Source organism: Pseudomonas frederiksbergensis (assembly GCF_017114915.1).
GTDB classification, from domain to species: Bacteria; Pseudomonadota; Gammaproteobacteria; order Pseudomonadales; family Pseudomonadaceae; genus Aquipseudomonas; species Aquipseudomonas frederiksbergensis_I.
The window spans coordinates 1-24353 of sequence record NZ_JAAUOE010000035.1 but is presented as its reverse complement, the minus strand read 5'-3'; the positions used below and the strand labels follow the sequence as shown (position 1 = coordinate 24353).

Genomic DNA, 24353 nt, shown 5'->3' with positions numbered 1-24353 from the left:
ATCTTTTCAAAATAAAAACAAAATAAACCCGGAAAAACAAAAACCGGGGCACTTGGCCCCGGCTTCCATCGACGAAACGCTTAAACGCGTTCGAAGACGGTGGAGATGCCTTGGCCGAGACCAATGCACATGGTAGCTACCCCGAAGGTGCCGCCATTCTGCTTCATCACGTTCAGCAAAGTGCCCGAAATACGTGCACCGGAGCAACCGAACGGGTGACCCAGGGCGATCGCGCCGCCGTGCAGGTTAACCTTCTCGTTCATCTTGTCGAGTACTTTCAAATCTTTCAGCACTGGCAGAGCCTGTGCGGCGAAAGCCTCGTTGAGCTCGAAGAAGTCGATATCGTTGATGCCAAGGCCCGCGCGCTTCAGTGCTTTCTGCGTTGCCGGTACTGGACCATAGCCCATGATCGCCGGATCCACACCTGCCACTGCCATCGAACGAATCACCGCCAGTGGCTGGATGCCCAGATCCTGGGCACGCTGCGCCGACATCACGATCATGCACGAAGCACCGTCGGTGATCTGCGACGAAGTACCGGCGGTCACGGTGCCGCCCTTCGGATTAAACGCTGGCTTCAGAGCCGCCAGGCTTTCCAGGGTGGTTTCCGGACGAATGGTTTCGTCGTAGTCGAACAGTTTCAGGAAACCGTTCTCGTCGTAGCCCTGCATCGGGATGATTTCGTCCTTGAACTTGCCTTCCACGGTCGCCTTGTGGGCGAGTTGGTGGGAGCGCATGCCAAAGGCGTCCTGCTGTTCGCGAGTAATGCCGTGCATTTTGCCGAGCATTTCCGCGGTCAGGCCCATCATGCCCGAGGCTTTCGCCGCGTACAGGGACATGTGCGGGTTGGGATCGACACCGTGCATCATGCTCACATGACCCATATGCTCGACGCCGCCAACGACGAACACGTCACCGTTGCCGGTCATGATTGCTTGCGCGGCAGTGTGCAGCGCACTCATCGACGAGCCACACAGACGGCTGACGGTCTGGCCGGCCGAGGTGTGCGGGATCTGAGTCATCAGGGACGCCATGCGGGCGATGTTCCAGCCCTGCTCCAGAGTCTGGTTCACACAGCCCCAGATCACGTCTTCGACTTCGCTCGGGTCGACCTTGACGTTGCGTTCCAGCAATTTGCTGATCAGGTGTGCCGACATGTCTTCGGCGCGGGTGTTGCGGTGCATGCCGCCCTTGGAGCGGCCCATCGGTGTACGACCGAAGTCGACAATCACGACGTCTCTAGGATTCAAGCTCATATACGTTCACTCTCGCTCTAGTGTGGGCGCTTAACCGAAGAAGCTCTGACCGTTCTTGGCCATTTCACGCAGCTTCGCGGTCGGGTGGTACAGCGCGCCCAAATCAGCGTACTGGTCAGCCAGGGCAACGAACTCTGCAACACCGATCGAGTCGATGTAGCGCAGTGCACCGCCACGGAATGGAGGGAAACCAATACCGTAGACCAGACCCATGTCGGCTTCGGCGGCGGTTTCGACGATACCGTCTTCCAGGCAGCGCACGGTTTCCAGGCACAACGGGATCATCATCCAGTTGATGATGTCTTCGTCAGTGACTTCGCGCTGTTCGAAAACGATTGGCTTGAGCACTTCCAGCACCGACGGGTCGGCGACTTTCTTCTGCTTGCCGCGCTTGTCGGTCTCGTAGGCGTAGAAACCCTTGCCATTCTTCTGACCCAGGCGTTTGGCTTCGTAGAGCACGTCGACGGCCGAGCGGCGATCGTCCTTCATGCGGTCCGGGAAGCCTTCGGCCATGACGTCACGACCATGGTGGCCGGTGTCGATGCCGACCACGTCCATCAGGTACGCCGGGCCCATCGGCCAGCCGAATTTTTCCATGACCTTGTCGATGCGGACGAAGTCCACGCCGGCGCTGACCAGCTTGGCGAAACCGCCGAAGTACGGGAACAGCACGCGGTTGACCAGGAAGCCCGGGCAGTCGTTGACGACGATCGGGTTCTTGCCCATTTTCTTGGCGTAGGCAACGGTGGTGGCAACGGCCACTTCGCTGGACTTCTCGCCACGGATCACTTCAACCAGCGGCATCATGTGCACCGGGTTGAAGAAGTGCATGCCGACGAAGTTTTCCGGACGCTTGAGGGCCTTGGCCAGCAAGGTGATGGAAATGGTCGAAGTGTTGGATGCGAGGATGGTGTCCTCTTTAACCTTGTCTTCGACTTCAGCCAGAACGGCCTGCTTGACCTTCGGGTTTTCGACGACGGCTTCGACCACCAGGTCGACGTGACCGAAATCGCCGTAGGACAGGGTCGGACGAATGCCGTTGAGCACTTCGGCCATCTTCGCCGGGGTCATGCGACCTTTTTCAACGCGGCCAACCAGCAGCTTGGCGGCTTCGGCCAGCCCCTGCTCGATGCCGTGCTCATTGATGTCCTTCATCAGGATCGGCGTGCCTTTGGAGGCCGACTGATAAGCGATACCGCCACCCATGATGCCGGCGCCCAATACGGCGGCCTGCTTCACGTCCTTGGCGATTTCGTCGTAAGCCTTGGCCTTTTTCTTCAGTTCCTGATCGTTCAGGAACAGACCGATCAAGCTCTGCGCGGCAGAGGTCTTGGCCAGTTTGACGAAACCGGCGGCTTCGACTTCCAGTGCCTTGTCGCGACCGAAGTTCGCGGCTTTCTGGATAGTCTTGATCGCTTCTACCGGCGCCGGGTAGTTCGGGCCCGCTTGACCGGCCACGAAACCCTTGGCGGTTTCGAACGACATCATTTGTTCGATGGCGTTGAGCTTGAGTTTTTCGAGCTTCGGCTGACGCTTGGCCTTGTAGTCAAATTTGCCGGAGATGGCGCCCTTGATCAGGTTCAACGCCGCTTCGTGCAACTTCTGCGAGTCGACCACGGCATCAACGGCACCGACTTTCAATGCGTCTTCAGCGCGGTTTTCCTTACCGGCGGCAATCCACTCGATGGCGTTGTCGGCCCCGATGATGCGCGGCAGACGCACGGTACCGCCGAAGCCTGGGTAGATGCCCAGCTTGACTTCCGGCAGACCGATTTTGGCGGTGCTGGCCATGACGCGGAAATCCGCCGCCAAGCACATTTCCAGACCGCCGCCCAGTGCGATGCCATTGATCGCGGCGACAGTCGGGACGTTGAGGTCTTCGAAATCGCTGAAAATCTTGTTGGCTTCGAGGTTGCCAGCAACAAGCTCGGCATCCGGCAGCTTGAAGTTGTCGACAAATTCGGTGATGTCGGCGCCGACGATGAATACGTCCTTGCCACTGCTGACGATCACACCCTTGATCGAAGCATCTGCCTTGATGGTGTCTACAGCCTGACGCAGTTCGTTCAGGGTAAGACGATTGAACTTGTTGACGGACTCACCCTTGAGGTCGAATTTCAATTCGACGATGCCACTTTCAAGAGCCTTAACCGTGATGGCTTTACCTTCGTAAATCATCAACTGATCTCCACGATATGGAAGCTGAACAGTACACGTCGGACACAGGCGGCTGGCTCGGCAGGGACGTTTATCGTCAATGCTAACGCCAACTCACCCGGCACACCCGCCAACGCGATAGTCGGGATTCTGTAGGAGCGATCTGTAATACAAACGCTCAATTCATACGCCCGTTTGATTTGGGTATGTCACCTTCACGGAATTTCCGGCAATTGTCAATCGCCCAAAATACTGGTTGAAACGCGACTTTCCGGTCACTTCCGTACCACGAAGCCCTGCAACACGCTGATGCATGTGCGGCCATTCATAGAATCAATAGTTAGAAAAGTCGCCCTAATTCGCGGCAGCCTGTGTTTAACAAGCTACGCTGGCGTGACCCTGAAGAGAAAATTTGAACGCTTTTGACGAATGTCCAGCGTAAGATCTGTGCCACAAAGAATTACCGGCCTGCCTGGCCAACCCAGCCCGATGATGATGTCGGGCTTTTTATTGCCTGCTTGCCAGGCGCTTGGCGTTTCGTGGGAGCTGGCGTGCCAGCGAAGGTGGCGTGCCAGCCAACATTATCGTTGAATATGAAATTGCCTTCGCTGGCAAGCCAGCTCCTACGGGGGATCGGGTTTTCAGGCGAGTGCTTTGAGCGTAGCGTCGATTTGTTGCAAAACCTCTGCTTCGCCCTTCTCGCCCCAATACAGGGCAATCATTTGCTTGTCCGCCTCGACCTTATAGACGTTGGCCGGCAACTTTTCGAAATGACTCAGCAAGGTGCCATCCTCACAGATTTCCTGCCACTGATTGACCCACAGACCTGGCCCCTTCTGCCAATAGCTCCAGCACGCCGGTTGAGCCCCCCGGCGCGGCCGATGGTACTGGGCGCAAGGGCTTGGCGGCTCCTGGCTCAGCCAGTGCGGCCACTCCTGAGGCGCCAGCTGCATGGCAAGGCCAATGCGCCGTGCCTCCATGCGCAGGGCCATGCGACCGCTCTGAACACGAGACGGCCGCAACCAGGCCAGCGGGCTCAGCACCACCAGCAGGATTGACATCACTATCCAGACCGTCATATCTGTACTCCCGATTCTTGATGAGCCCATTGAGTCACTTTGAAACCAATGCGCTTGAAACCAGCCATACTTACCAATATTGCAATCCCCAGGAGGAGCACCTCATGCCCTACCACCATATTCTGGTCGCTGTAGATCTAACCGAAGAGTGCGATCCTGTCATCCACCGCGCCCGCGAACTTTCGGTGAGCAATGGCGCAAAGCTGTCCCTGGTGCATATCGTCGAGCCGATGGCCATGGCCTTTGGCGGCGACGTGCCGATGGACCTTTCCCAGCTGCAACAGCAACAGTTCGATCAGGCCAAGGAGCGCCTTGAGCGGTTGATCGTGAAATATCCGGAGCTCTCCAAGGAATACAGCCACCTGACTTACGGCCAGCCGCGCCAGGAGATTCACCACCTCGCCAAGGAACAAACATGCGACCTGATCGTGGTGGGCAGTCATGGCCGACATGGTCTGGCACTGCTGCTCGGCTCCACCGCCAATGACGTGCTGCACGGCGCGCCTTGCGATGTACTCGCAGTGCGCCTGCAAAAAAGCTGACAGCACAAAACCTCTTACGAAAAGCCCGACACTCGAGTGGCCGAGGTCGGGCTTTTTTATAGCCGGATCAATCAGGCATCCAGCTCGGCCCAGCGCTCGACCATCACGTCGAGTTCAGCCTGTAACTGCTCAAGCTGAGCGATCACTGCAGCCGTCTCGGCAGGAGGACGCTGATAGAAGCCGGCATCCGCCATCTGTGCTTCAACCACCGCAATCTGCTGCTCCATGGCTTCGATCTGGCCTGGCAAGGCTTCCAGCTCACGCTGCAACTTGTAGCTGAGCTTCTTTTTCGCCACTGGCGCCGGAGCTTCCACCACAGCGACTGGCGCTGGCTCGGCCGTCACAACAGCCGAGTTCAGGTCGGCCTTGCCGGACTTGCTCTCGGTCACGCCCAGCAGACGCGGCGAGCCGCCCTGACGCAGCCAGTCCTGATAACCACCGACGTACTCGCGAACCTTGCCTTCACCTTCGAAGACCAGGGTGCTGGTGACCACGTTGTCGAGGAATGCCCGGTCGTGGCTGACCATCAGCACGGTGCCGTTGAAGGTCAGCAAGACCTCTTCCAGCAGCTCAAGGGTTTCCACGTCCAGGTCGTTGGTCGGTTCGTCGAGCACCAGCAGGTTCGCCGGTTTGCTGAACAGTTTGGCCAGCAACAGACGGGCACGCTCACCACCGGACAGCGCCTTGACCGGCGTGCGGGCACGCTGGGGGCTGAACAGGAAGTCGCCGAGGTAGCTCAGCACGTGACGGCTCTGACCATCGATATCGATGAAGTCGCGACCTTCGGCCACGTTGTCGATTACGGTCTTTTCCAGATCCAACTGATGGCGCAACTGGTCGAAATAGGCGACGTCGATCTTGGTGCCCTCTTCCACCTTGCCGCTGGTCGGTTGCAGACCGCTGAGCATCAGTTTCAACAGGGTGGTCTTGCCGGTGCCGTTGGCGCCCAGCAGACCGATACGGTCACCGCGCTGCAGCACCATGGAGAAATCACGGATCAGGAACGGGCCGCCCGGGTGCGCGAAGCTGACGTTCTCCAGCACCATCACCTGCTTGCCGGATTTTTCCGCGGTATCGAGCTGAATGTTGGCCTTACCGGTGCGCTCACGGCGCTCGCTGCGCTCAACACGCAAGGCTTTCAAGGCACGCACGCGACCTTCGTTACGGGTACGACGGGCCTTGATGCCCTGACGGATCCACACTTCTTCCTGGGCCAGACGCTTGTCGAACAACGCGTTGGCGGTTTCTTCAGCGGCCAGCACGGCTTCTTTATGCACGAGGAAACTGGCGTAATCACCGTTCCAGTCGATCAGGCCGCCGCGATCCAGTTCCAGGATGCGGGTTGCCAGGTTCTGCAGGAATGAACGGTCGTGCGTGATGAACAGCACGGCGCCCTGGAAATCCTTCAGCGCTTCTTCGAGCCAGGCGATGGCACCGATGTCCAGGTGGTTGGTCGGTTCGTCGAGCAGCAGCAGGTCCGGTTCGGAAACCAGGGCCTGGGCCAGCAGGACGCGACGACGCCAGCCGCCGGACAATTCGGCAAGGGTCTTGTCAGCCGGCAGTTGCAAGCGGCTCAAGGTGCTGTCGACCAGTTGCTGCAAACGCCAGCCATCGCGGGCTTCGAGGTCGTGCTGGACGTGCATCAGTTTGTCCAGATCGGCGTCGGTGACGATGTTCTGGCTCAGGTGGTGATATTCGGCCAGCAACGCGCCAACGCCGTCGAGGCCTTCGGCCACCACGTCGAAGACGGTCCGCTCGTCGGCTACCGGCAACTCTTGCGGCAATTCGCCGATTTTCAGACCGGGGGCACGCCACACTGCACCGTCGTCAGGCTTCTGGTCGCCCTTGACCAGTTTCATCATGCTGGACTTGCCAGTGCCGTTGCGGCCGATGATGCACACCCGCTCACCACGGGCGATCTGCCAGGACACCTTGTCCAACAACGGCATAGCGCCGAAAGCAAGGGACACATCGCTGAATTTGAGCAGGGTCATGAGCTTCTCCAAAAACCGGGCGCGCATTCTACCTGACTTGAGGCTGCAGAAGGCCGGCAATTTCAATGTCGAAGCACTCTGCACAACAATTGTTGCGAACTTGTGCCGGCCGCTCGGCAAAGCTTTCGCCCGTTGCTGGCAAAAGGCTAAGCTACAGATAATTCAGTGCCGCCCTTGCTGGCACTTGTCATGATTTCTCTGCCCGGACGTCTCATGCGCAGTCGCCTTTTCAGTCTTTTTACGTGTTTGCTTCTTACCGCCGCTGCCGCTCAAACCGCCCAGGCGGTGGACCTGTCTACCCAACGCCAGTATTACGATGAAGCCAAGCGTGCCTTGGCCAAGGGCGATTCCGGCCCCTACTTCCGTTACAGCCAGGCCCTGCGCGATTATCCGCTGGAGCCCTATCTGGCTTATGACGAACTGACCGCGCGACTGAAAACCGCGAGCAACGCCGAAATCGAGACATTCCTGGCCGAACACGGCGACCTGCCCCAGGCCAACTGGATGAAATTGCGCTGGTTGCGCTGGCTGGCCGAACGCGGCGATTGGGCGACCTTCGTCAAATATTATGACCCCAAGCTCAATTTCACTGAACTGGACTGCCTGAACGCGCAGTATCAGATCAGCCATAACCGCAAGGCCGAAGGCTACGCCAATGCCGAAAAGCTCTGGCTGAGCGGCAAAACCCGGCCCGACGCTTGCGATGCGGTGTTCGGCCTGTGGGCCGCCGACGGTCAACTGACGGAGCAGAAACGCTGGGAACGCACCAAGCTCGCCGCCCAGGCACGCAACTACCCGCTGGCCAACAGCCTGATCAATGGCCTGACGACCCTCGCCCCGCGCGGCCGCTTGCTGGTGGATGTGGCGCAGAAACCCGAGTTGCTCAACCAGCCGTCGCGCTTCATCCCGGCCGATGAGCCGATGTCCGATATCGTCAGCCTCGGCCTGCGCCGTCTGGCCCGTGAGGATCCGGACAAGGCCATGGCCCTGCTCGACGGCTATGCCAGCAGCATGCACTTCTCCCGTGACGAAAAAGTCGCGATTGCCCGGGAAATCGGCCTGACCCTCGCTCGACGTTTCGACAGTCGCGCCCTGGATGTGATGACCAAATACGACCCGGAGCTGCGGGACAACACCGTTTCCGAATGGCGCTTGCGCCTGCTGTTGCGCCTGGCCCGCTGGGACGACGCCTATCAGTTGACCCGCCGCTTGCCCCAGGACCTGGCCACCACCAATCGCTGGCGTTACTGGCAGGCTCGCAGCCTGGAGCTGGCAGAGCCGCAAAATCCGCAAGCGCAGACGCTGTACAAGGGCCTGGCGCGTGAGCGCGACTTCTACGGTTTCCTGGCGGCCGATCGCTCGCAATCCCCCTATTCGCTGAACAACAAGCCGCTGATGCTCAGTCAGGCACTGATCAACAAGGTGCGCAATACCCCGGGCATACGACGCGCCCTGGAATTCCATGCCCGCGGGCAGATCGTCGACGGTCGACGTGAGTGGTACCACGTCAGCCAGCACTTCAGCCGTGACGAAATGGTCGCCCAGGCGAAACTGGCCTACGACCTGAGATGGTATTTCCCGGCGATCCGTACCATCAGTAAGGCGCAATACTGGGACGACCTGGATATCCGCTTCCCGATGGCCCACCGTGAAACCCTGGTACGCGAAGCCAAGGTCCGTGGCCTGCACTCGAGCTGGGTGTTCGCCATCACCCGCCAGGAAAGCGCCTTCATGGCCGACGCACGCTCCGGCGTCGGCGCCAGCGGCCTGATGCAACTGATGCCCGGCACTGCCAAGGAAACCGCGCGCAAATTCAGCATTCCTCTGGCCTCGCCGCAGCAAGTGTTCGATCCGGACAAGAACATCCAGCTCGGTGCCGCTTACCTGAGCCAGGTCCACAGCCAGTTCAACGGCAACCGCGTCCTCGCCTCCGCCGCCTACAACGCCGGCCCCGGTCGCGTACGTCAATGGCTGCGCGGCGCCGATCACCTGAGCTTCGATGTGTGGGTGGAAAGCATCCCGTTCGACGAAACCCGCCAGTACGTGCAAAACGTGCTGTCGTACTCGGTGATCTACGGCCAGAAGCTCAACTCACCGCAACCATTGGTGGATTGGCATGAGCGGTATTTCGACGATCAATAACCGGTAATGTCGGTTATGTAGGAGCTGGCTTGCCAGCGAAGGCGGCCTCAAGCCTTGCCGTGCCCCTGAAAACGCCTTCGCCGGCAAGCCGGCTCCTACGGGTGAAGACCGAATTCGGCCTTGCCATCGTTGAACTGCAACGCCGCCAGCCGTGCATACAGCGCGTTGCTCGCGATCAACTCTTGATGCGTCCCCACCGCCACCAGCTTCCCTTGGTCCATCACTGCGATCCTGTCGGCGTTTTTCACCGTGGCCAGGCGATGGGCGATGACCAGCGTGGTGCGGTTTTTCATCAGGCTGGGCAGGGCTTGCTGGATCAGATGTTCGCTCTGGGCATCGAGGGCGCTGGTGGCTTCGTCCAGCAGCAGGATCGGCGCGTCCACCAGCAGCGCCCGGGCGATGGCCAGACGCTGACGCTGACCGCCAGACAAACCGAGACCCGCGTCGCCGAGGTGAGTCTGGTAGGCGTTGGGCATTTGCTCGATGAAGTCATGGGCGTAGGCGATTTTCGCGGCTTCCTGGACCTGGGCCAGGGTCGCCGTCGGGTGGCCGTAACGAATGTTCTCTTCGATGCTGCCAAAAAACAGCGCCGGGGTTTGCGAGACGAGGGCGAAACAGCGACGCAGGTCCAGAGGATCGAGTTGAGTCAGCGGCACGCCATCCAGCAGGATGCGTCCTTCGGCGGGGTCGTAGAAACGCAACAGCAGGTCATACACCGTCGACTTACCGGCACCGGACGGTCCGACCAATGCAAGGGTTTCACCGGCATTGATCGTCAGACTCAGACCATCGACGGCATAGCTTTCAGGACGCGACGGATAGGAAAAGCGCACATCGTGCAGCTCCAGATCGCCCTTCACCCGTGCAGGCAGCGTCACCAGTCCCTGGGTCGGTGGCTGGATGATGTTTTCCGAACGCAACAGCTCGGCAATCCGTTCCGCCGCCCCCGCCGCTCGCTGCAGTTCGCCGATCACTTCACTCAACGTGCCGAAGGCGCCGCCGACGATCAGGCTGTAAAAGACGAACGCCGCCAGCTCACCCGCTGAAATCCGTCCGGCGATGACATCCATGCCGCCCACCCAGAGCATCACCCCGACCGCGCCCAACACCAGCACGATCACCAGGGTAATCAACCAGGCCCGCTGAAAAATGCGCTTGCGGGCGGTGTTGAAAGCCTCTTCCACGGTTGCGGCAAAACGCTGCTCGTCCTGCACCTGATGGTTGTAGGCCTGCACGGTTTTGATCTGACTCAGGGTTTCGGAGACATAACTGCCGATGTCGGCAACCCGGTCCTGGCTCTGGCGCGACAGGGTGCGCACCCGGCGGCCAAAAATCAGGATCGGTGCGACCACCAGCGGTAACGCGATCACCACGATGCTGGTGAGTTTGGGGTTGGTGATAAACAGCAAGACAATCCCGCCGATCACCATCAACCCGTTGCGCAGGAACAGCGACAGCGAAGAGCCGATCACCGATTGCAGCAGCGTGGTGTCAGCGGTCAGTCGTGACTGGATCTCGGAGCTGCGATTGTCTTCGTAGAAGCCCGGATGCAGGTAGACCAAATGGTTGAACACCCGACGGCGGATGTCCGCAACAACGCGCTCGCCGATCCATGACACCAGGTAAAACCGCGCAAAGGTGCCGATCGCCAGACCGATCACCAGCAGCATGAACAGCCCGATGGATCGATTGAGCAAATGCGGCGACTGGGTCATGAAGCCCTGATCCACCAGCAGGCGAATCCCCTGCCCCATGGACAAGGTAATGCCAGCCGTGACAATCAACGCGAGCAAAGCGCCGAGGGCCGGCCAGCGATAAGGCGCGATGAAACGGCTGGCCAGGCGAATGGCGCGGCGGTGACGGGCAGAGAGCATGAAGATCATCCGATGATGTAACCAATGGCTTTGACCCGATCAAGCCTACACCGGTCAATCGGGTTGAACGCTGTAAAACACAATGAGTCAGGTTAATTATGACCGCCAAGACTAGTGGCTAGAGATTATTGGTCTAAAGTCCGGGTGGAAACGTCAGGGTATTTCTGATGGACTGAAGAGGCCGACCTGAAGAACGCAGGGAGTTGTCACAGCCCGGTCACCTGGCGGTTTTACAGTAAGCACACAACCTGATGAGGAGACAGGCCCATGTCCTTGCAAAACAGCAGCGATGACAAGATTCCAGTGATCCGCACGCAGCCGGACCAGTCTCTGGGGTGCTCGATTATTGATGAGAATGGGCGTGAAGTACCGATCACTGAAAACATGATCCAGGACGCTTGCCGCGAACTGGAGAAGCGATTGGTCAAGCCTGCCGAACAAAAGTGAAATAGCCACCGTCTTCTTGACCCGGCCCCTTGGCCGGGTTTTTTATGGGTGCCTGTTTTAAGTGGCCTTTACAGGGGATCCGATCAGCTTCTTTAGCCCGAGGTTGCACCCAAGGCCGCCACAATCTGCCGCAATGCCGGCGAATCCCCTTCGATCCGCACCTTCAACCCATCGATCTCACGCCGCAGCGGGTAATGCTTGCGCAACGCATCGAACGCCGCACGCTGCTCGTTCACATTGCCTACAAGGCTGCGGCGGAAATCCGCGTCGTCACGGCGCGGGTCGTACACACCACGGCACAACATCGCCAGCGCCCAGGCCGGATCGCTGTCGGCGTTCAACGTCACTGCCGACAACCAAGGGGCTGGCAGCAAGTCGCTCAGGTGGACCTGTTCCGGTTGCCCGAGGAATGCGCAAAACGCCTGATAGATCTGCGCCGTCCCGCGCTGTTTGCCGTCGAGGCTGTATCCGGCAATGTGCGGCGTCGCGATGACACACAACTCCGCCAGCGCTACGTCGACCTCGGGCTCAGCCTCCCAGACATCCAGCACCGCTTGCAGATCTTCACGCTGCAACAGCACTTGGCGCAGGGCGGTGTTGTCGATCACCGGGCCACGGCTGGCGTTGATCAGCCAGGTGCCGGGCTTGAGTTGGTTCAAACGGTTTTTATCGAACAGATGCCAGGTCGACTGAGGACCTTGTTTGCTCAGCGGCGTGTGCAGGCTGATGACGTCGCATTGTTCGATGATCTGCTCGAGACTGACGTAATCGCCCCCTTCAGCCGCTTGCCGGGGTGGATCGCAGACCAGCACCTTCCAGCCCAGGCCTTGCAGAACCTTGATCAGCCGGCCGCCCACTTCGCCGGCACCGACCACGCCATAGGTACGCCGAGTCAGGTCGGCGCCTTCGATTTCAGCCAGGGTCAGCAGGCTGCCCAGCACATAATCGACCACACCCCGGGCATTGCAGCCTGGTGCGCTGGACCAGGTGATGCCGGCCTGCTGAAAGTAATCCAGATCCAGGTGATCGGTGCCGATGGTGCACGTGCCGACAAAACGCACCTTGCTGCCTTCGAGCAATGCGCGGTTGACGTTGGTCACCGAGCGCACCAGCAGCACATCGGCCTGCTCGACGGTGGCGCGGTCGACGGAACGCCCCGACACTCGGCGGACTTCACCGAAACCTTCGAAGAAGGCATCGAGCAGCGGGATATTTTCGTCGGCAACAATCAACATGGCAGGCTCCTTTGGCGGACCGGCAGTTTAGGCGCAGATGACACTCTGCGCCTAGCACACATCTTCTGTGAGCTGCCGGGTTGAGGGATTACAAATCGGTAACACAGGATTTTTCCTGACCATTGCGTCAAGGCGTAGAATGCGCCGCCTCGCGCATCAAAACCCTTTGGACGTTTCGCCTTGAATACCGTGACTGACCGCCCCACCGCTCTTTCCTTCAACCGCCCGGCCCGGGTTCGCCTGGAGCTGAAAAACCTGCTCGGCCTGGCGTTGCCGATCATGATCGCGCAACTGGCCACCACCGCCATGGGCTTCGTCGATGCGGTGATGGCCGGTCGGGTCGGGCCTCGGGATCTGGCGGCCGTCGCGCTGGGTAACTCGATCTGGGTGCCGGTGTTTCTGTTGATGACCGGCACACTGCTGGCCACTACCCCCAAAGTCGCCCAGCGCTTCGGCGCCGGCACTCACAGCGAGATTGGCCCGATTGTGCGTCAGGCCTTGTGGCTGGCGCTGGTGGTGGGGTTGATGGCGACCGGCATGCTGTTCAGCGCCGAACCGATCCTGCACCTCATGAAGGTCGACCCCGAACTGATCAGCCCGTGCATGCAGTACCTGCACGGCATCGCCAGCGGCCTGCCCGCTGTCGCGTTTTATCACGTGTTGCGTTGCTTCAGTGATGGCCTGGGTCGCACCCGCCCGGCCATGGTCCTTGGCTTGTGCGGGCTGGCGCTGAACATTCCGCTCAATTACATCTTCATCTATGGCCACTTCGGTGTGCCGGCCATGGGCGGTGTCGGCTGCGGCTGGGCCACGGCGATCGTGATGTGGGTGATGGCGCTGGGCATGGCCGGGTGGGAGCGTTGGGCGCCGGCCTACCAGTCAAGCCAGCTGTTCAGCCGTTTCGACTGGCCACAGTGGGCGGTGATCAAACGCTTGCTGGGCATTGGCCTGCCTATCGGCATCGCGGTGTTCGCCGAGTCGAGCATCTTCGCCGTAATCGCCCTGCTGATCGGCAGCCTCGGCGCCACTGTGGTCGCCGGGCACCAGATCGCCCTGAATTTCAGCTCGCTGGTGTTCATGATCCCCTACTCCCTGGGCATGGCCGTGACCGTGCGGGTCGGCCAGGCACTGGGCCGTGAAGAACCACGTGAAGCACGCTTCGCCGCCGGGGTCGGTATGGGCACGGCACTGGCTTATGCGTGCATTTCCGCAAGCATGATGCTGTTGCTGCGTGAACCCATCGCCGCAATCTACACCGCCGATCCGACGGTGATTCACGTAGCCGCGATGCTGATTGTGTACTCGGCGCTGTTCCAGTTTTCCGATGCGATTCAGGTGACGGCGGCCGGCGCACTGCGGGGCTATCAGGACACGCGCGTGACGATGATCCTGACGCTGTTCGCTTATTGGGGCATTGGTTTGCCGGTGGGTTACGCCCTGGGCCTGACCGACTGGTTCGGCGCGCCGAGCGGCCCGAGCGGGTTGTGGCAGGGTTTGATTGTCGGCTTGAGTTGCGCGGCGCTGATGCTGTCGATCCGCCTGGCACGCAGTGCACGCAAGCGGATCCGCATCAGCCGTTCGGCGGGTTAAGCGAGTTTCTTGCGGATCCAGTAGAGGTAGGTGCCTGCCTCTTCTTGCTGCGCGACCAGTTCGTGGTCGAGGAACACGCAAAACTTGGGGATGTCGCGACGGGTCGACGGGTCGGTGGCGATCACCTTCAGCAGGCCGCCGGGCGCCAGGTCACGGATGTGCTGGTGCAGCATCATCACCGGCTCCGGGCAATTGAGGCCGGTGGCGTCGAGGGTGCCGTCGACCGGCGTATCGATCATTTCACTCATGGTTTACTCCTGAAACGTGCCGGCATTGTCGCGCATTGCCGGGTGTCTAGTCACTGGCAGCTGATCGTTCCCACGCTCTGCGTGGGAATGCATCCCGTGACGCTCTGCGTCACATCCAAAAGCGGAACGCGGAGCGTCCCCGGCGGCGTTCCCACGCAGAGCGTGGGAACGATCGGAACACAAAGTCAGCGGGACTTGGATTTCTTCACGTCCAATCGGCGCAAATGGCAGGTGACTTCTTCACGGTCGTGATACAGCTGCTTGCAGCCGATCTCGACCCGAATGCCCCGCGCCTTGAACCCGTCGGCGATGCGTTCCAGCAAGCGCTTCACTTCGGCATAACGCTGTTTCATCGGCAGCTTGAGGTTGACCACCGCTTCCCGGCAATGCCCCTCGCCAATCCATTCTTCCAGCATCGCGGCGTTGCGCGCCGGTTTCTCGACGATGTCGCAGACCATCCAGTCCACCGGCTGCTTGGGCTTGAAGGTGAAACCATCAGCCATCAAGTGCTGCACCAGACCGGTGTCCATCAGGCTTTCGGCCATCGGACCGTTGTCGATGGCGGTCACCAGCATGCCACGGTTGACCAGTTGCCAGGTCCAGCCACCAGGGGCGGCGCCGAGGTCGACGCCGGTCATGTCGCTGTGCAGGCGCTCGTCCCACTGGTCGCGTGGAATAAAGTGATGCCAGGCCTCTTCCAGCTTCAGCGTCGAACGGCTCGGTGCCTCACGGGGAAACTTCAAGCGTGGAATGCCCATCGGCCACATCGCCGAGTTGTTCGACTCCGCCAGGCCCATGAACACTTCGCGGCCGCTCTTGAATGTCAGCAGCAGCCGCGGTTTATTGGCGTCTTCCACCAGCTTGCCGGCCGCCATCAGCGCCTTGCGCAGGTGCACTTCGAACTTCTTGCAGAAGTTCGACAGCTCTTTGCCATCGTTGGTGTCGACCATTTCCAGCCACAGGCTGCCGCACACCGGGAAGTCGGCCATGTGCGCGAGGATTACGCTGATGCGGTCGGTTTCCGGCAGATCGATAAAAATCCCCCGGGCCCACTGGCGCGGAAAAATCAGCTCGGCGAAACGCTGACCGCGCATCAGACGCTCGGCGCCGTCTTCTTCGGTGCAGATAAATTCGGCGCAGGCGCTGGCGGTTTTGGCCTTGGCATAACCGGCCACATTCAGCCGCGCGGCGTGTTCGGAAATCTCGGAACAGACTTCGCTTTCGAAGCCCGGCCGGCAATGCATAAAGAGGGTGTTCATTCTTACTCCTGGGCAGTTGGCGGAAAAATTGCGCCACTGCGCGATGCCAAGACTTGCGTTGAAGCAAAGCCTGTCACGAAAACCGGCGCATGATAGCCGAGATCGGAACCCTGGATTTGTCCATTGAGTCCAGTTATTAGCCTTAAGCACCAAACAGGACTAGGTTTAAACCTCTGCCCTTCCCTCCGTCCGTAGCCGTGTGGACTTAAAGGAGTCATTTCAATGCCGTCCCTCGATAGCCTGAAAACCCTTAAAACCTTACAGATCGACGACAAGACCTATCACTATTTCAGCCTGCCCGAAGCCGCCAAAAGCCTGGGTGATCTGGACAAGCTGCCGATGTCGTTGAAAGTGCTGCTGGAAAACCTGTTGCGCTGGGAGGATGGAAAAACCGTCACCGGCGCCGACCTCAAGGCGATTGCCGCCTGGCTCAAGGAGCGCCGCTCCGATCGCGAAATCCAGTACCGTCCGGCGCGGGTATTAATGCAAGACTTCACCGGTGTTCCCGCCGTGGTCGACCTGGCCGCCATGCGCGCCGCCATGGCCAAGGCCGGCGGCGACCCGCAGCGAATCAATCCGCTATCGCCGGTGGACCTGGTGATCGACCACTCGGTGATGGTCGACAAGTTCGCCAGCTCAAGCGCCTTCGAACAGAACGTTGACATCGAAATGCAGCGCAACCACGAGCGGTACGCCTTCCTGCGCTGGGGCCAGAGCGCCTTCGACAACTTCAGCGTGGTGCCACCGGGCACCGGTATCTGCCACCAGGTCAACCTTGAATATCTGGGTCGCACCGTCTGGACCAAAGACGAGGACGGTCGCACCTATGCCTTCCCTGACACCCTGGTCGGCACCGACTCCCACACCACCATGATCAACGGCCTCGGCGTACTCGGCTGGGGCGTCGGCGGGATCGAAGCGGAAGCGGCGATGCTCGGCCAACCGGTGTCGATGCTGATTCCGGAAGTGATCGGCTTCAAACTTACCGGCAAGCTCAAGGAAGGCATCACCGCCACCGACCTGGTGCTGACCGTCACCCAGATGCTGCGCAAGAAAGGCGTGGTCGGCAAATTCGTCGAGTTCTACGGCGACGGCCTCGCCGACTTGCCGCTGGCCGACCGCGCAACCATTGCCAACATGGCCCCGGAATATGGCGCCACCTGCGGCTTCTTCCCGGTGGACGACGTGACCCTGGAGTACTTGCGCCTGTCCGGCCGCACGGCGGAAACCGTAAAACTGGTGGAGGCCTACAGCAAAACCCAGGGCCTGTGGCGCCTGCCCGGCAAGGAGCCGGTGTTCACCGACAGCCTGGCCCTGGACATGGGCAGCGTCGAAGCCAGCCTCGCCGGGCCGAAGCGCCCGCAGGACCGCGTCTCGTTGCCGAATGTCGCACAAGCGTTCACTGACTTTCTCGGCCTGCAAATCAAACCCACCAGCAAGGAAGAAGGTCGCCTGGAAAGCGAGGGCGGCGGTGGCGTTGCGGTGGGCAACGCCGATCTGATCGGCGAAACGGACTACGACCACGAAGGCCGTACTTATCGGCTGAAAAACGGCGCGGTGGTGATTGCCGCGATCACCTCCTGCACCAACACCTCCAACCCCAGCGTGATGATGGCGGCCGGGCTGTTGGCGAAGAAAGCCATAGAGAAAGGCCTCAAGCGCAAACCGTGGGTCAAGAGTTCGCTGGCCCCCGGCTCGAAAGTGGTGACCGACTACTATAAGGCGGCCGGCCTGACTCGCTATCTTGATGAACTCGGTTTCGCGCTGGTCGGGTATGGCTGCACCACCTGCATAGGCAACTCCGGGCCGTTGCCGGAGCCGATCGAAAAAGCTATCCAGAAAGCCGACCTGACCGTCGCCTCGGTGCTCTCGGGCAACCGCAACTTCGAAGGCCGCGTGCATCCGCTGGTGAAAACCAACTGGCTGGCCTCCCCGCCCCTGGTCGTCGCCTATGCGCTGGCCGGCACGGTGCGCATCGACATCAGCAGCGAGCCCTTGGGTCATGACAAGGACGGCCACCCGGTTTATCTGCGAGACATCTGGCCGAGCACCAAGGAAATCGCCGACGCGGTGACTCAGGTGAACACCGCGATGTTCCACAAGGAGTACGCCGAAGTGTTTGCCGGCGACGAACAGTGGCAAGCCATCGAAGTGCCGCAGGCGGCGACTTATGTCTGGAACAACGATTCGACGTATATCCAGCATCCGCCCTTCTTCGATGACATTGGCGGCCCTGCGCCGGTGGTCAAGGATGTCGAAGGGGCGAAAGTCCTCGCGCTGCTCGGAGATTCAGTCACCACCGACCACATCTCCCCGGCCGGTAACATCAAGACCGACAGCCCTGCCGGCCGTTACCTGCGCGAACAAGGGGTGGAACCGCGGGACTTCAACTCCTATGGCTCGCGTCGTGGTAACCACCAAGTGATGATGCGCGGCACCTTCGCCAACATCCGGATTCGCAATGAGATGCTTGGCGGCGAAGAAGGCGGCAACACACTTTATATTCCGACCGGGGAGAAGCTGCCGATCTACGACGCGGCCATGCGCTACCAGGCGTCGGGCACGCCGCTGGTGGTGATTGCCGGGCAAGAATACGGCACCGGTTCGAGCCGCGACTGGGCGGCCAAGGGCACCAACCTGCTGGGGGTCAAAGCGGTCATCGCGGAAAGCTTCGAGCGGATTCACCGTTCCAATCTGGTAGGCATGGGCGTGTTGCCGTTGCAATTCAAGCTCGATCAGAACCGCAAGAGCCTGAACCTCACCGGCAAGGAAACCCTGGATATCCTGGGCCTGACAGGCGTCGAACTGACTCCGCGGATGAACCTGACGCTGGTCATCACCCGTGAAGACGGCGGCCAGGAAAAGATCGAAGTGTTGTGCCGGATCGATACCCTGAACGAGGTGGAATACTTCAAGGCGGGCGGGATTTTGCACTATGTGTTGCGGCAGCTGATTGCGGCGTAATGGCTTGCTGACAACGACACCGCCTTCGGGCGGTGTTTTTTTTGGGGGGGCTTACGTCTCGTTGTGTACGACAACCAACGTAGGAGCGAGCTTGCTCGCGAAAGCGGTGTGTCAGACAACAAAAATGTTGAATGTTAAACCGCTTTCGCGAGCAAGCTCGCTCCTACAGGAATAAGGACTTCAAATGATCGCTCTGCCATGGACCTATCTGGCACTTCTCTCCCTCGGCTACAGCCTGGCGCTGATCTACGGACATCTCGGCTGGCTGGCCGCCCTCTCTTTCGCGTTGCTGCTGTTTGCCGGTTTCGCCGTTCGCCAGCAACAGGTTCCGATTGGCCGCTACCTCGGCCACGGCTTGTTCATCGTTCTGGCAGTGGCACTGGCGGTTCACTGGCTTCCCGGTTTCTACAACGGTCGCGTCATCGCCCCCCAACGTTTCACCGATGATGCCGTGCCATTCGCCCTGTATCTGAATCAGGACAAACCCCTGATCGGTTTCTGGCTGTTGCTGGTTTGCCCATGGATTGTTGGCCGACGCTCCCTGCGACTGTCCGTTTACGCCACCGCCCTCGCCCTGACCGTGAGCGCTGTGCTGGCCTTGGGTGGCGCGCTGTTGTTGGGGGTGATCAGTTGGGCGCCGAAATGGCCGGATCAGGCCTGGCTGTGGCTGCTGAACAATCTGTTGCTGGTAACCCTGGTGGAAGAAGCGCTGTTTCGCGGTTACATCCAGGGCGGACTCAGCCGGCAGTTCAGACATCTGTCTTATGGCGACAACCTTGCCTTGTTGCTCGCCTCGCTGCTGTTCGGTCTCGCTCATCTGGGCGCTGGCTGGCAATGGGTGTTGCTGGCGAGTCTGGCGGGGATCGGCTATGGCCTGGCCTATCGTTTTGGCGGGCTGGGTGCAGCCATCGCCACCCACTTCGGTTTGAATCTGCTGCACTTCGGATTGTTCACTTATCCGATGTTGGCCGGGTAACTAACCACAGACTGAAAACAGAACCGAACCCGGTGCCACCCAGTGTGCCGTGGCACGATTATCGCATTGGTCATTCTGTTGTTCCGATAGACCACGCTATTTTGACGCTGCCCGTGGCAACACCCAATAAACACTGAGGAAATCGCTTTTTTGACGCCCGAACTGCGGGTCATAACCGTTATTTTTTGTCAGTCAGTGCAAGGGAACCAATCGGCTTGACGAGTGTCTTCGCCACCGTTTAACCTCGCGCCCCACGAACGGAAGCCGTCTGTTTTACTTCGACAGACAGTCCTCTGAAAATGAATTCAAGCAACGCGTTTATCGCGCGGCTGTGCTGTGCGGTAATTACTCTTGAAACCTCGTTCGCCCCTCCAAATCAAAAAATCCGTCATCTTTGCTCTGGTATTACGCGAAGCGCGTGCGCGTATCGGTGAAAGCCGCATGGGCGCGGTGTGGATGTTGCTTGAACCGATCTGTCACCTGCTGATTCTGAGCGTGCTGTTCTCGCTGATTCGCGGCCGGAGCGTGGCGGGTCTGGATTTCCCGGTATTCGTGCTGGTGGGCCTCGCCCCCTTCCTGCTGTTTCGTAACATTGCGCTACGCCTGATGGACAGCCCCAGGGAAAACCGCTCGCTGTTTGCCTACAAGCAGATCAAACCTCTCGACACCTATATCGCCCGCGCACTGGTTGAGTTCAGCATCTCTGCCACGGTCTACGCCATTCTGGTGTTCGGCTTCGCCTGGTCCGGCTTCGACATGTCGATCAAGGCCCCCATCCAATGGATGCTGACCATCCTGCTGGGGGTGTTGTTTGCCTTTGGCCTGGGCATGTCGCTCTCACTGATCGCCCATGCCATTCCCGGCAGCAAACTGTTCATTCGCATGATGTTCTTCCCGCTGTACTTCATCTCCGGAGTACTGATCCCGGCAGCCTATCTGCCGCACGCGATGCTGCCGCTGCTACTGCTCAACCCGTTCCTGCATTTGCTGGAACTGATCCGCGCCGAAATCTTTCCGTTCTACGTTCCAGTCGATGGCGTTTCACTCCATTACGTCATCGCCTTCACCCTGGTTTTGCTGTTCGTATCGCTTGGTACTTACCGGGTTCGTCGACTGCATTTGATCTCCACCAAGAACGGCTAACCGCAGGCTTCCCGTGTTCGAGCTCAGAAATATCACCAAGTCGTACCTGACCCCCAAAGGCCGACGCCACGTTTTCCGTGACCTGTCGCTGAAGATCCCCGCCGGAAAAAATATCGGCCTGATCGGTCGAAATGGCGCAGGAAAATCAACCCTGGTACGCCTGCTGGGCGGCGCTGACGTTCCGGACTCCGGCACCATCGCCACCGACCAGAGCATCTCCTGGCCCGTGGGCTTGTCCGGCGGCTTTCAGGGCAGCATGACCGGTCGCGAAAACATCAAGTTCGTCGCCCGCGTCTACGGCGCCGTAGGCGAAGCCATGCGCGAGAAGGTCCGCTACGTCGAAGACTTCGCCGAGATCGGCAGCTGGATCGACGAGCCGGTCAAAACCTACTCATCGGGCATGCGCTCGCGCCTGGCCTTCGGCCTGAGCATGGCATTCGACTTCGACTACTACCTGATCGACGAGGTCATGTCCGTCGGCGACGCACACTTCAAACGCAAGTGCGCCGAAGTTTTTGAAGAGCGACTGCAGAAGTCCAAAGTCGTGCTGGTCTCGCACAACATGAATGAAATTCAAAAGCTCTGTGATGTCGTGCTGTTGGTACGAGATGGCGGAGTGCAGATCTATGACGATGTCGCCGAAGGCATCAAGGCCTACAACACCTGATCGCCCCGACCGTGGCGTAATTGTTTATTTCAAGGATGCGTGTGCATATGAGCAGTACGGGTAAATTCAAGGGCTGGCGCCTGACACTGGGGCTGATCGTGGTACCGCTGGCCCTGGCCATCGTTTACTACAGCTTTTTCGCCGTGGACCGCTATATCAGCTCCGCGCAAGTAGTGGTTCGTCAGGACGGTAATAATTCGGGTGCCCAACTACCAGGATTGAGCCTGCTGCTCAGTGGCACGAACCCCGCCTCCCGGGAAGAGACCCTTTACCTGCGCGAATACATCGTGTCGATGGACATGATGCAACTGCTTGAAGATCGTCTGCACTGGGTCGAGCAATACACCCAACAACGCAGCGACCCCTTCTTCTGGCTGACCAAAGACACCGAGCGCGAAGACTTGCTCAAGTACTACCAGCGCATGGTCTCGGCTCACTATGACGAAACCACCGGTTTGCTCAGGGTTGAAGTACAAGCCTTCAGCCCGGAACTGGCTGAACAAATGGTCAAGACCATCCTTGAAGCCAGCGAGCACTTCGTGAACGAAGTCTCCCACAGCATCGCCCGCGAACAGATGCGCTTTGCCCAAAGCGAACTGGAAGGCGCGAAAAAGAACTACACCAAACGCAAAGAAGAGCTGCTGCGCTTCCAGAACGTGAACAAGGTACTGGACGGTAAAAGTTCGGCCCAGGGCCGCGCCAGCATTATCGACACTCTGGAAGGCGAGTACTCCAAAGAGCGCGCAGTGCTGACCGAAATGCTCTACAAACTTCGCCAGGACTCCCCTCAGGTCAAACAACAGCAGCAACGAGTCAACGCCATTCGTGAACAGCTGACTGCGGAAAAACGCCTGCTGGTGTCGGCTCCCGATGGCGACCAGCTCAACGTCGTCGCTTCGCGCTTCCAACAGTTGACCCTGGACTCCGGCATTGCCGAAGAAACCTACAAGACCGCCGTTGCCGCACTGGACAACGCACGTATCGAAGCCAGCAAAAAGATTCGCACGCTGGTCACCGTGGTCACCCCCAACACACCTCAGATGGCCCTGTATCCAGAGCGCTGGTACAACCTGGCGACCATCTTCCTGGCTCTGTTTCTGCTTTACGGCATTACTCGCTTCCTAATTGCATCGATCGAGGATCATCGTGATTAAATCCATTTCTGGCCTGCCCCTTCGCCCCCTGAACTTGAGCATGCGAAACAGCGCAGTTGCGGGTTTGATGCTGGTGACTCTGACATTGGCAGGCTGCGGTGGCACCCTGTCCGGTGCCGGCCCCTACAAAGGCACCATTGAAGAAAAGAACACCGCTTATGACTTGGTGGATATCAACGCCAATACTATTGCGCCGTTTATGCGTCCAGCCGCCAAGCCTGCGGTAGCGACAATCACCAATCCGACTACGTCAGCCGTACGCCTGATGGGTGGCGACGTGATCAACGTATTGATCACCGACAATGCGCCAGAGGGGACTGCCCTGTTTGCCCCGCTGTCGACTGGCGGCACCCAACTGAAAGTCCGTATCGATTCGCAAGGGATGATCTCCCTTCCCTATGTCGGACGTCAGTTCGTTGCAGGCATGACGCTGATTGAAGTCGAAGACATGATTCGTCAGAAGCTGAAAGGGGTGACATCGGNGCGCTGGACGGTGACCCACTGCTGTCGACAGTGCTGCTGTTTGTGCTGTTCGGCTTCTTCGCCAAGTTCTGGACCTGGTCGGCGATCTATCGGGCTCAGTACTGGTCGCAGGCGCGGTGAAAACTCCGGGCCGTTTCTCCACTCTTCAAGGTCCACTGACCCTTCTCGACGCCGTCAATCAAGCAGGCGGACCGGTAATGGAGCCGCATCTGGTCAATGTGACGGTCCGTAATGGCAGCCAAGTAAGCACCTTCAACTATGAAGAGGTTCTGGCCGGAAGCAACTTCGTTCTGAAGCCAAACTCAGAAGTGATTTTGGACCGAGCTCGCCAGCGCTTCGTAGCAATGGGTGCTGTAGGCGAACCTGGCCTGCATGATCTGCCCGCTCAAAACACCAACTTGCTGGACGCCCTAGGCTCCGTTGGTGGCTTGAAAGAGTCCAACGCGAACCCTCAAGGCGTTTTTGTGTTTCGCATGGGCGACTCCAGCCCAACAGCGCCAGCGAAACCAGTCGTCATGCGTATCGACATGCGTGACCCCGCAGCGATCTTTTATGCACGGCAAGTCATGCTCAAACCAGACGACACGATTTACGTGACTAACGCTGCGGTCTACGAGTGGCAAAAAATTATCGGTCCTATAGTTCAGACGCTCGTACTAGGCCGTGCAGCGGGTGTGACCTCGAACTAAACAGAAGCAACCTTGCTCCTGCGCAACTGTCGCGTTGAAAACTCAAGGCGACAGTNAGCGCTAATAAATTAAAGGACGGGGATTAGCATTCCGGTCTTTCTAAAAGCTGAGAAGGATTGCTCCTAAAAAAACACTCCAGTAGATCTCAAGGAATTGAATTGAACGTCCTTTTCTATCTGGAACCCGCCATTGAGCTGGGTAATCCTGAATTTCGATACGCTACGCTTCGCAGCTCAATCGTTCCACAGGTCACCGCGCTACGCAGCGCTGGCGTCAACGTCCACTGTATTATCAGCCAAGTCATTGCCGAACGAGCACTGCGTGATGGACATATCGCAGCACTCGGTTCGGTATCGACGATAGACCCACTGAACTGGACCGAGGGCGAAAACACCCTTGAGCGCTCGCTTAGACATCACGCCAAATCCTACAAAGAGGGCGAACACGCACGCCT

19 protein-coding genes and 2 pseudogenes are annotated in these 24353 nt (G+C 59.3%); 13 read left to right on the top strand and 8 right to left on the bottom strand.

The window, feature by feature from the left end:
- Positions 1-80: 80 nt before the first annotated feature.
- The 3 genes from fadA to HCU66_RS21235 all read right to left on the bottom strand — a co-directional run bounded on the left by fadA (position 81) and on the right by HCU66_RS21235 (position 4492).
- Positions 81-1256, bottom strand: coding sequence for an acetyl-CoA C-acyltransferase FadA (fadA, locus tag HCU66_RS21245; protein WP_205890432.1), 1176 nt, complete (start codon positions 1254-1256; stop codon positions 81-83).
- A 30-nt stretch (positions 1257-1286) separates the two neighbouring features.
- The gene (fadB, locus tag HCU66_RS21240) at positions 1287-3434 is read right to left on the bottom strand and encodes a fatty acid oxidation complex subunit alpha FadB (protein WP_205890431.1); all 2148 of its coding nucleotides are present in this window, start codon (positions 3432-3434) and stop codon (positions 1287-1289) included.
- Positions 3435-4054: 620 nt separating this feature from the next.
- Entirely contained in the window at positions 4055-4492 is a 438-nt protein-coding gene (locus tag HCU66_RS21235) for a hypothetical protein (RefSeq protein ID WP_205890430.1), read from the bottom strand.
- Positions 4493-4596: 104 nt separating this feature from the next.
- Between HCU66_RS21235 and HCU66_RS21230 the strand changes: the two genes are divergently transcribed.
- The gene (locus HCU66_RS21230; protein ID WP_105339564.1) at positions 4597-5034 is read left to right on the top strand and encodes a universal stress protein; all 438 of its coding nucleotides are present in this window, start codon (positions 4597-4599) and stop codon (positions 5032-5034) included.
- A gap of 71 nt (positions 5035-5105) precedes the next feature.
- On the opposite strand, the gene HCU66_RS21225 is transcribed toward HCU66_RS21230, so the two are convergent.
- Complete coding sequence (locus HCU66_RS21225; protein WP_205890429.1) at positions 5106-7028, bottom strand: ATP-binding cassette domain-containing protein; 1923 nt, start codon at positions 7026-7028, stop codon at positions 5106-5108.
- Positions 7029-7241: 213 nt separating this feature from the next.
- Between HCU66_RS21225 and HCU66_RS21220 the strand changes: the two genes are divergently transcribed.
- Positions 7242-9170 carry a transglycosylase SLT domain-containing protein gene (locus HCU66_RS21220; protein ID WP_205890428.1) on the top strand — a complete coding sequence of 643 codons (1929 nt, stop codon included), beginning with the start codon at positions 7242-7244 and terminating at the stop codon, positions 9168-9170.
- Between the two features lie 95 nt (positions 9171-9265).
- Here the strand turns inward: HCU66_RS21220 and HCU66_RS21215 are convergent, their stop codons facing one another.
- Entirely contained in the window at positions 9266-11044 is a 1779-nt protein-coding gene (locus tag HCU66_RS21215; RefSeq protein ID WP_420908069.1) for an ABC transporter transmembrane domain-containing protein, read from the bottom strand.
- Positions 11045-11311: 267 nt separating this feature from the next.
- Here HCU66_RS21215 and HCU66_RS21210 point away from each other — a divergent pair, with 267 nt between their 5' ends.
- Complete coding sequence (locus HCU66_RS21210; RefSeq protein WP_205890426.1) at positions 11312-11491, top strand: PA1571 family protein; 180 nt, start codon at positions 11312-11314, stop codon at positions 11489-11491.
- A 92-nt stretch (positions 11492-11583) separates the two neighbouring features.
- On the opposite strand, the gene pdxB is transcribed toward HCU66_RS21210, so the two are convergent.
- Positions 11584-12726, bottom strand: coding sequence for a 4-phosphoerythronate dehydrogenase PdxB (gene pdxB, locus HCU66_RS21205; RefSeq protein WP_205890425.1), 1143 nt, complete (start codon positions 12724-12726; stop codon positions 11584-11586).
- 180 nt (positions 12727-12906) lie between these two features.
- Between pdxB and HCU66_RS21200 the strand changes: the two genes are divergently transcribed.
- Positions 12907-14316 (top strand): MATE family efflux transporter, encoded by a 1410-nt coding sequence (locus HCU66_RS21200; protein ID WP_205890424.1) that lies wholly within the window; start codon positions 12907-12909, stop codon positions 14314-14316.
- Here the strand turns inward: HCU66_RS21200 and tusA are convergent.
- Together tusA and rlmM are read right to left on the bottom strand one after the other, a co-directional pair.
- Positions 14313-14564: a sulfurtransferase TusA gene (gene tusA, locus HCU66_RS21195; RefSeq protein WP_205890423.1), complete on the bottom strand. Its 252-nt coding sequence runs from the start codon at positions 14562-14564 to the stop codon at positions 14313-14315. The two genes, HCU66_RS21200 and tusA, sit on opposite strands and share 4 nt — an antisense overlap.
- A gap of 185 nt (positions 14565-14749) precedes the next feature.
- A complete protein-coding gene (rlmM, locus tag HCU66_RS21190) occupies positions 14750-15823 on the bottom strand; it encodes a 23S rRNA (cytidine(2498)-2'-O)-methyltransferase RlmM (protein ID WP_205890422.1) in 1074 nt (357 codons plus the stop codon).
- A 222-nt stretch (positions 15824-16045) separates the two neighbouring features.
- Here rlmM and acnA point away from each other — a divergent pair, with 222 nt between their 5' ends.
- The 9 genes and pseudogenes from acnA to HCU66_RS21155 all read left to right on the top strand — a co-directional run.
- Complete coding sequence (acnA, locus tag HCU66_RS21185; protein WP_205890421.1) at positions 16046-18787, top strand: aconitate hydratase AcnA; 2742 nt, start codon at positions 16046-16048, stop codon at positions 18785-18787.
- Between the two features lie 184 nt (positions 18788-18971).
- Positions 18972-19763 (top strand): CPBP family intramembrane glutamic endopeptidase, encoded by a 792-nt coding sequence (locus HCU66_RS21180; protein ID WP_205890420.1) that lies wholly within the window; start codon positions 18972-18974, stop codon positions 19761-19763.
- A gap of 351 nt (positions 19764-20114) precedes the next feature.
- Positions 20115-20906 carry an ABC transporter permease gene (locus HCU66_RS21175; RefSeq protein ID WP_205890419.1) on the top strand — a complete coding sequence of 264 codons (792 nt, stop codon included), beginning with the start codon at positions 20115-20117 and terminating at the stop codon, positions 20904-20906.
- Between the two features lie 13 nt (positions 20907-20919).
- Entirely contained in the window at positions 20920-21573 is a 654-nt protein-coding gene (locus tag HCU66_RS21170) for an ATP-binding cassette domain-containing protein (RefSeq protein WP_205890418.1), read from the top strand.
- Between the two features lie 47 nt (positions 21574-21620).
- On the top strand, positions 21621-22727 hold the full coding sequence (locus HCU66_RS21165) for a KpsE/RkpR family capsule polysaccharide export protein (RefSeq protein ID WP_205890417.1): 1107 nt from the start codon (positions 21621-21623) through the stop codon (positions 22725-22727).
- A 40-nt stretch (positions 22728-22767) separates the two neighbouring features.
- Positions 22768-23163: pseudogene (locus HCU66_RS27395) on the top strand (polysaccharide biosynthesis/export family protein); the annotation flags it as partial.
- A 29-nt stretch (positions 23164-23192) separates the two neighbouring features.
- A pseudogene (locus HCU66_RS27180) lies at positions 23193-23285 on the top strand (RDD family protein); the annotation flags it as partial.
- Positions 23286-23326: 41 nt separating this feature from the next.
- Positions 23327-23899 (top strand): SLBB domain-containing protein, encoded by a 573-nt coding sequence (locus tag HCU66_RS27170; RefSeq protein ID WP_479561816.1) that lies wholly within the window; start codon positions 23327-23329, stop codon positions 23897-23899.
- 158 nt (positions 23900-24057) lie between these two features.
- Positions 24058-24353: hypothetical protein (locus HCU66_RS21155; protein WP_205890416.1), on the top strand; the 296-nt coding region annotated here is incomplete at its 3' end.

Bases quoted from the DNA above. Each gene is read 5' to 3' on its own strand.
- HCU66_RS21215 (WP_420908069.1), bottom strand. From the start codon at position 11,044: ATGCTCTCTGCCCGTCACCGCCGCGCCATTCGCCTGGCCAGCCGTTTC.
- fadB (WP_205890431.1), bottom strand. From the start codon at position 3,434: ATGATTTACGAAGGTAAAGCCATCACGGTTAAGGCTCTTGAAAGTGGC.
- tusA (WP_205890423.1), bottom strand. From the start codon at position 14,564: ATGAGTGAAATGATCGATACGCCGGTCGACGGCACCCTCGACGCCACC.
- pdxB (WP_205890425.1), bottom strand. From the start codon at position 12,726: ATGTTGATTGTTGCCGACGAAAATATCCCGCTGCTCGATGCCTTCTTC.
- HCU66_RS21235 (WP_205890430.1), bottom strand. From the start codon at position 4,492: ATGACGGTCTGGATAGTGATGTCAATCCTGCTGGTGGTGCTGAGCCCG.
- HCU66_RS21230 (WP_105339564.1), top strand. From the start codon at position 4,597: ATGCCCTACCACCATATTCTGGTCGCTGTAGATCTAACCGAAGAGTGC.
- HCU66_RS21225 (WP_205890429.1), bottom strand. From the start codon at position 7,028: ATGACCCTGCTCAAATTCAGCGATGTGTCCCTTGCTTTCGGCGCTATG.
- fadA (WP_205890432.1), bottom strand. From the start codon at position 1,256: ATGAGCTTGAATCCTAGAGACGTCGTGATTGTCGACTTCGGTCGTACA.
- acnA (WP_205890421.1), top strand. From the start codon at position 16,046: ATGCCGTCCCTCGATAGCCTGAAAACCCTTAAAACCTTACAGATCGAC.
- HCU66_RS21220 (WP_205890428.1), top strand. From the start codon at position 7,242: ATGCGCAGTCGCCTTTTCAGTCTTTTTACGTGTTTGCTTCTTACCGCC.
- HCU66_RS21180 (WP_205890420.1), top strand. From the start codon at position 18,972: ATGATCGCTCTGCCATGGACCTATCTGGCACTTCTCTCCCTCGGCTAC.
- rlmM (WP_205890422.1), bottom strand. From the start codon at position 15,823: ATGAACACCCTCTTTATGCATTGCCGGCCGGGCTTCGAAAGCGAAGTC.
- HCU66_RS21210 (WP_205890426.1), top strand. From the start codon at position 11,312: ATGTCCTTGCAAAACAGCAGCGATGACAAGATTCCAGTGATCCGCACG.
- HCU66_RS21165 (WP_205890417.1), top strand. From the start codon at position 21,621: ATGAGCAGTACGGGTAAATTCAAGGGCTGGCGCCTGACACTGGGGCTG.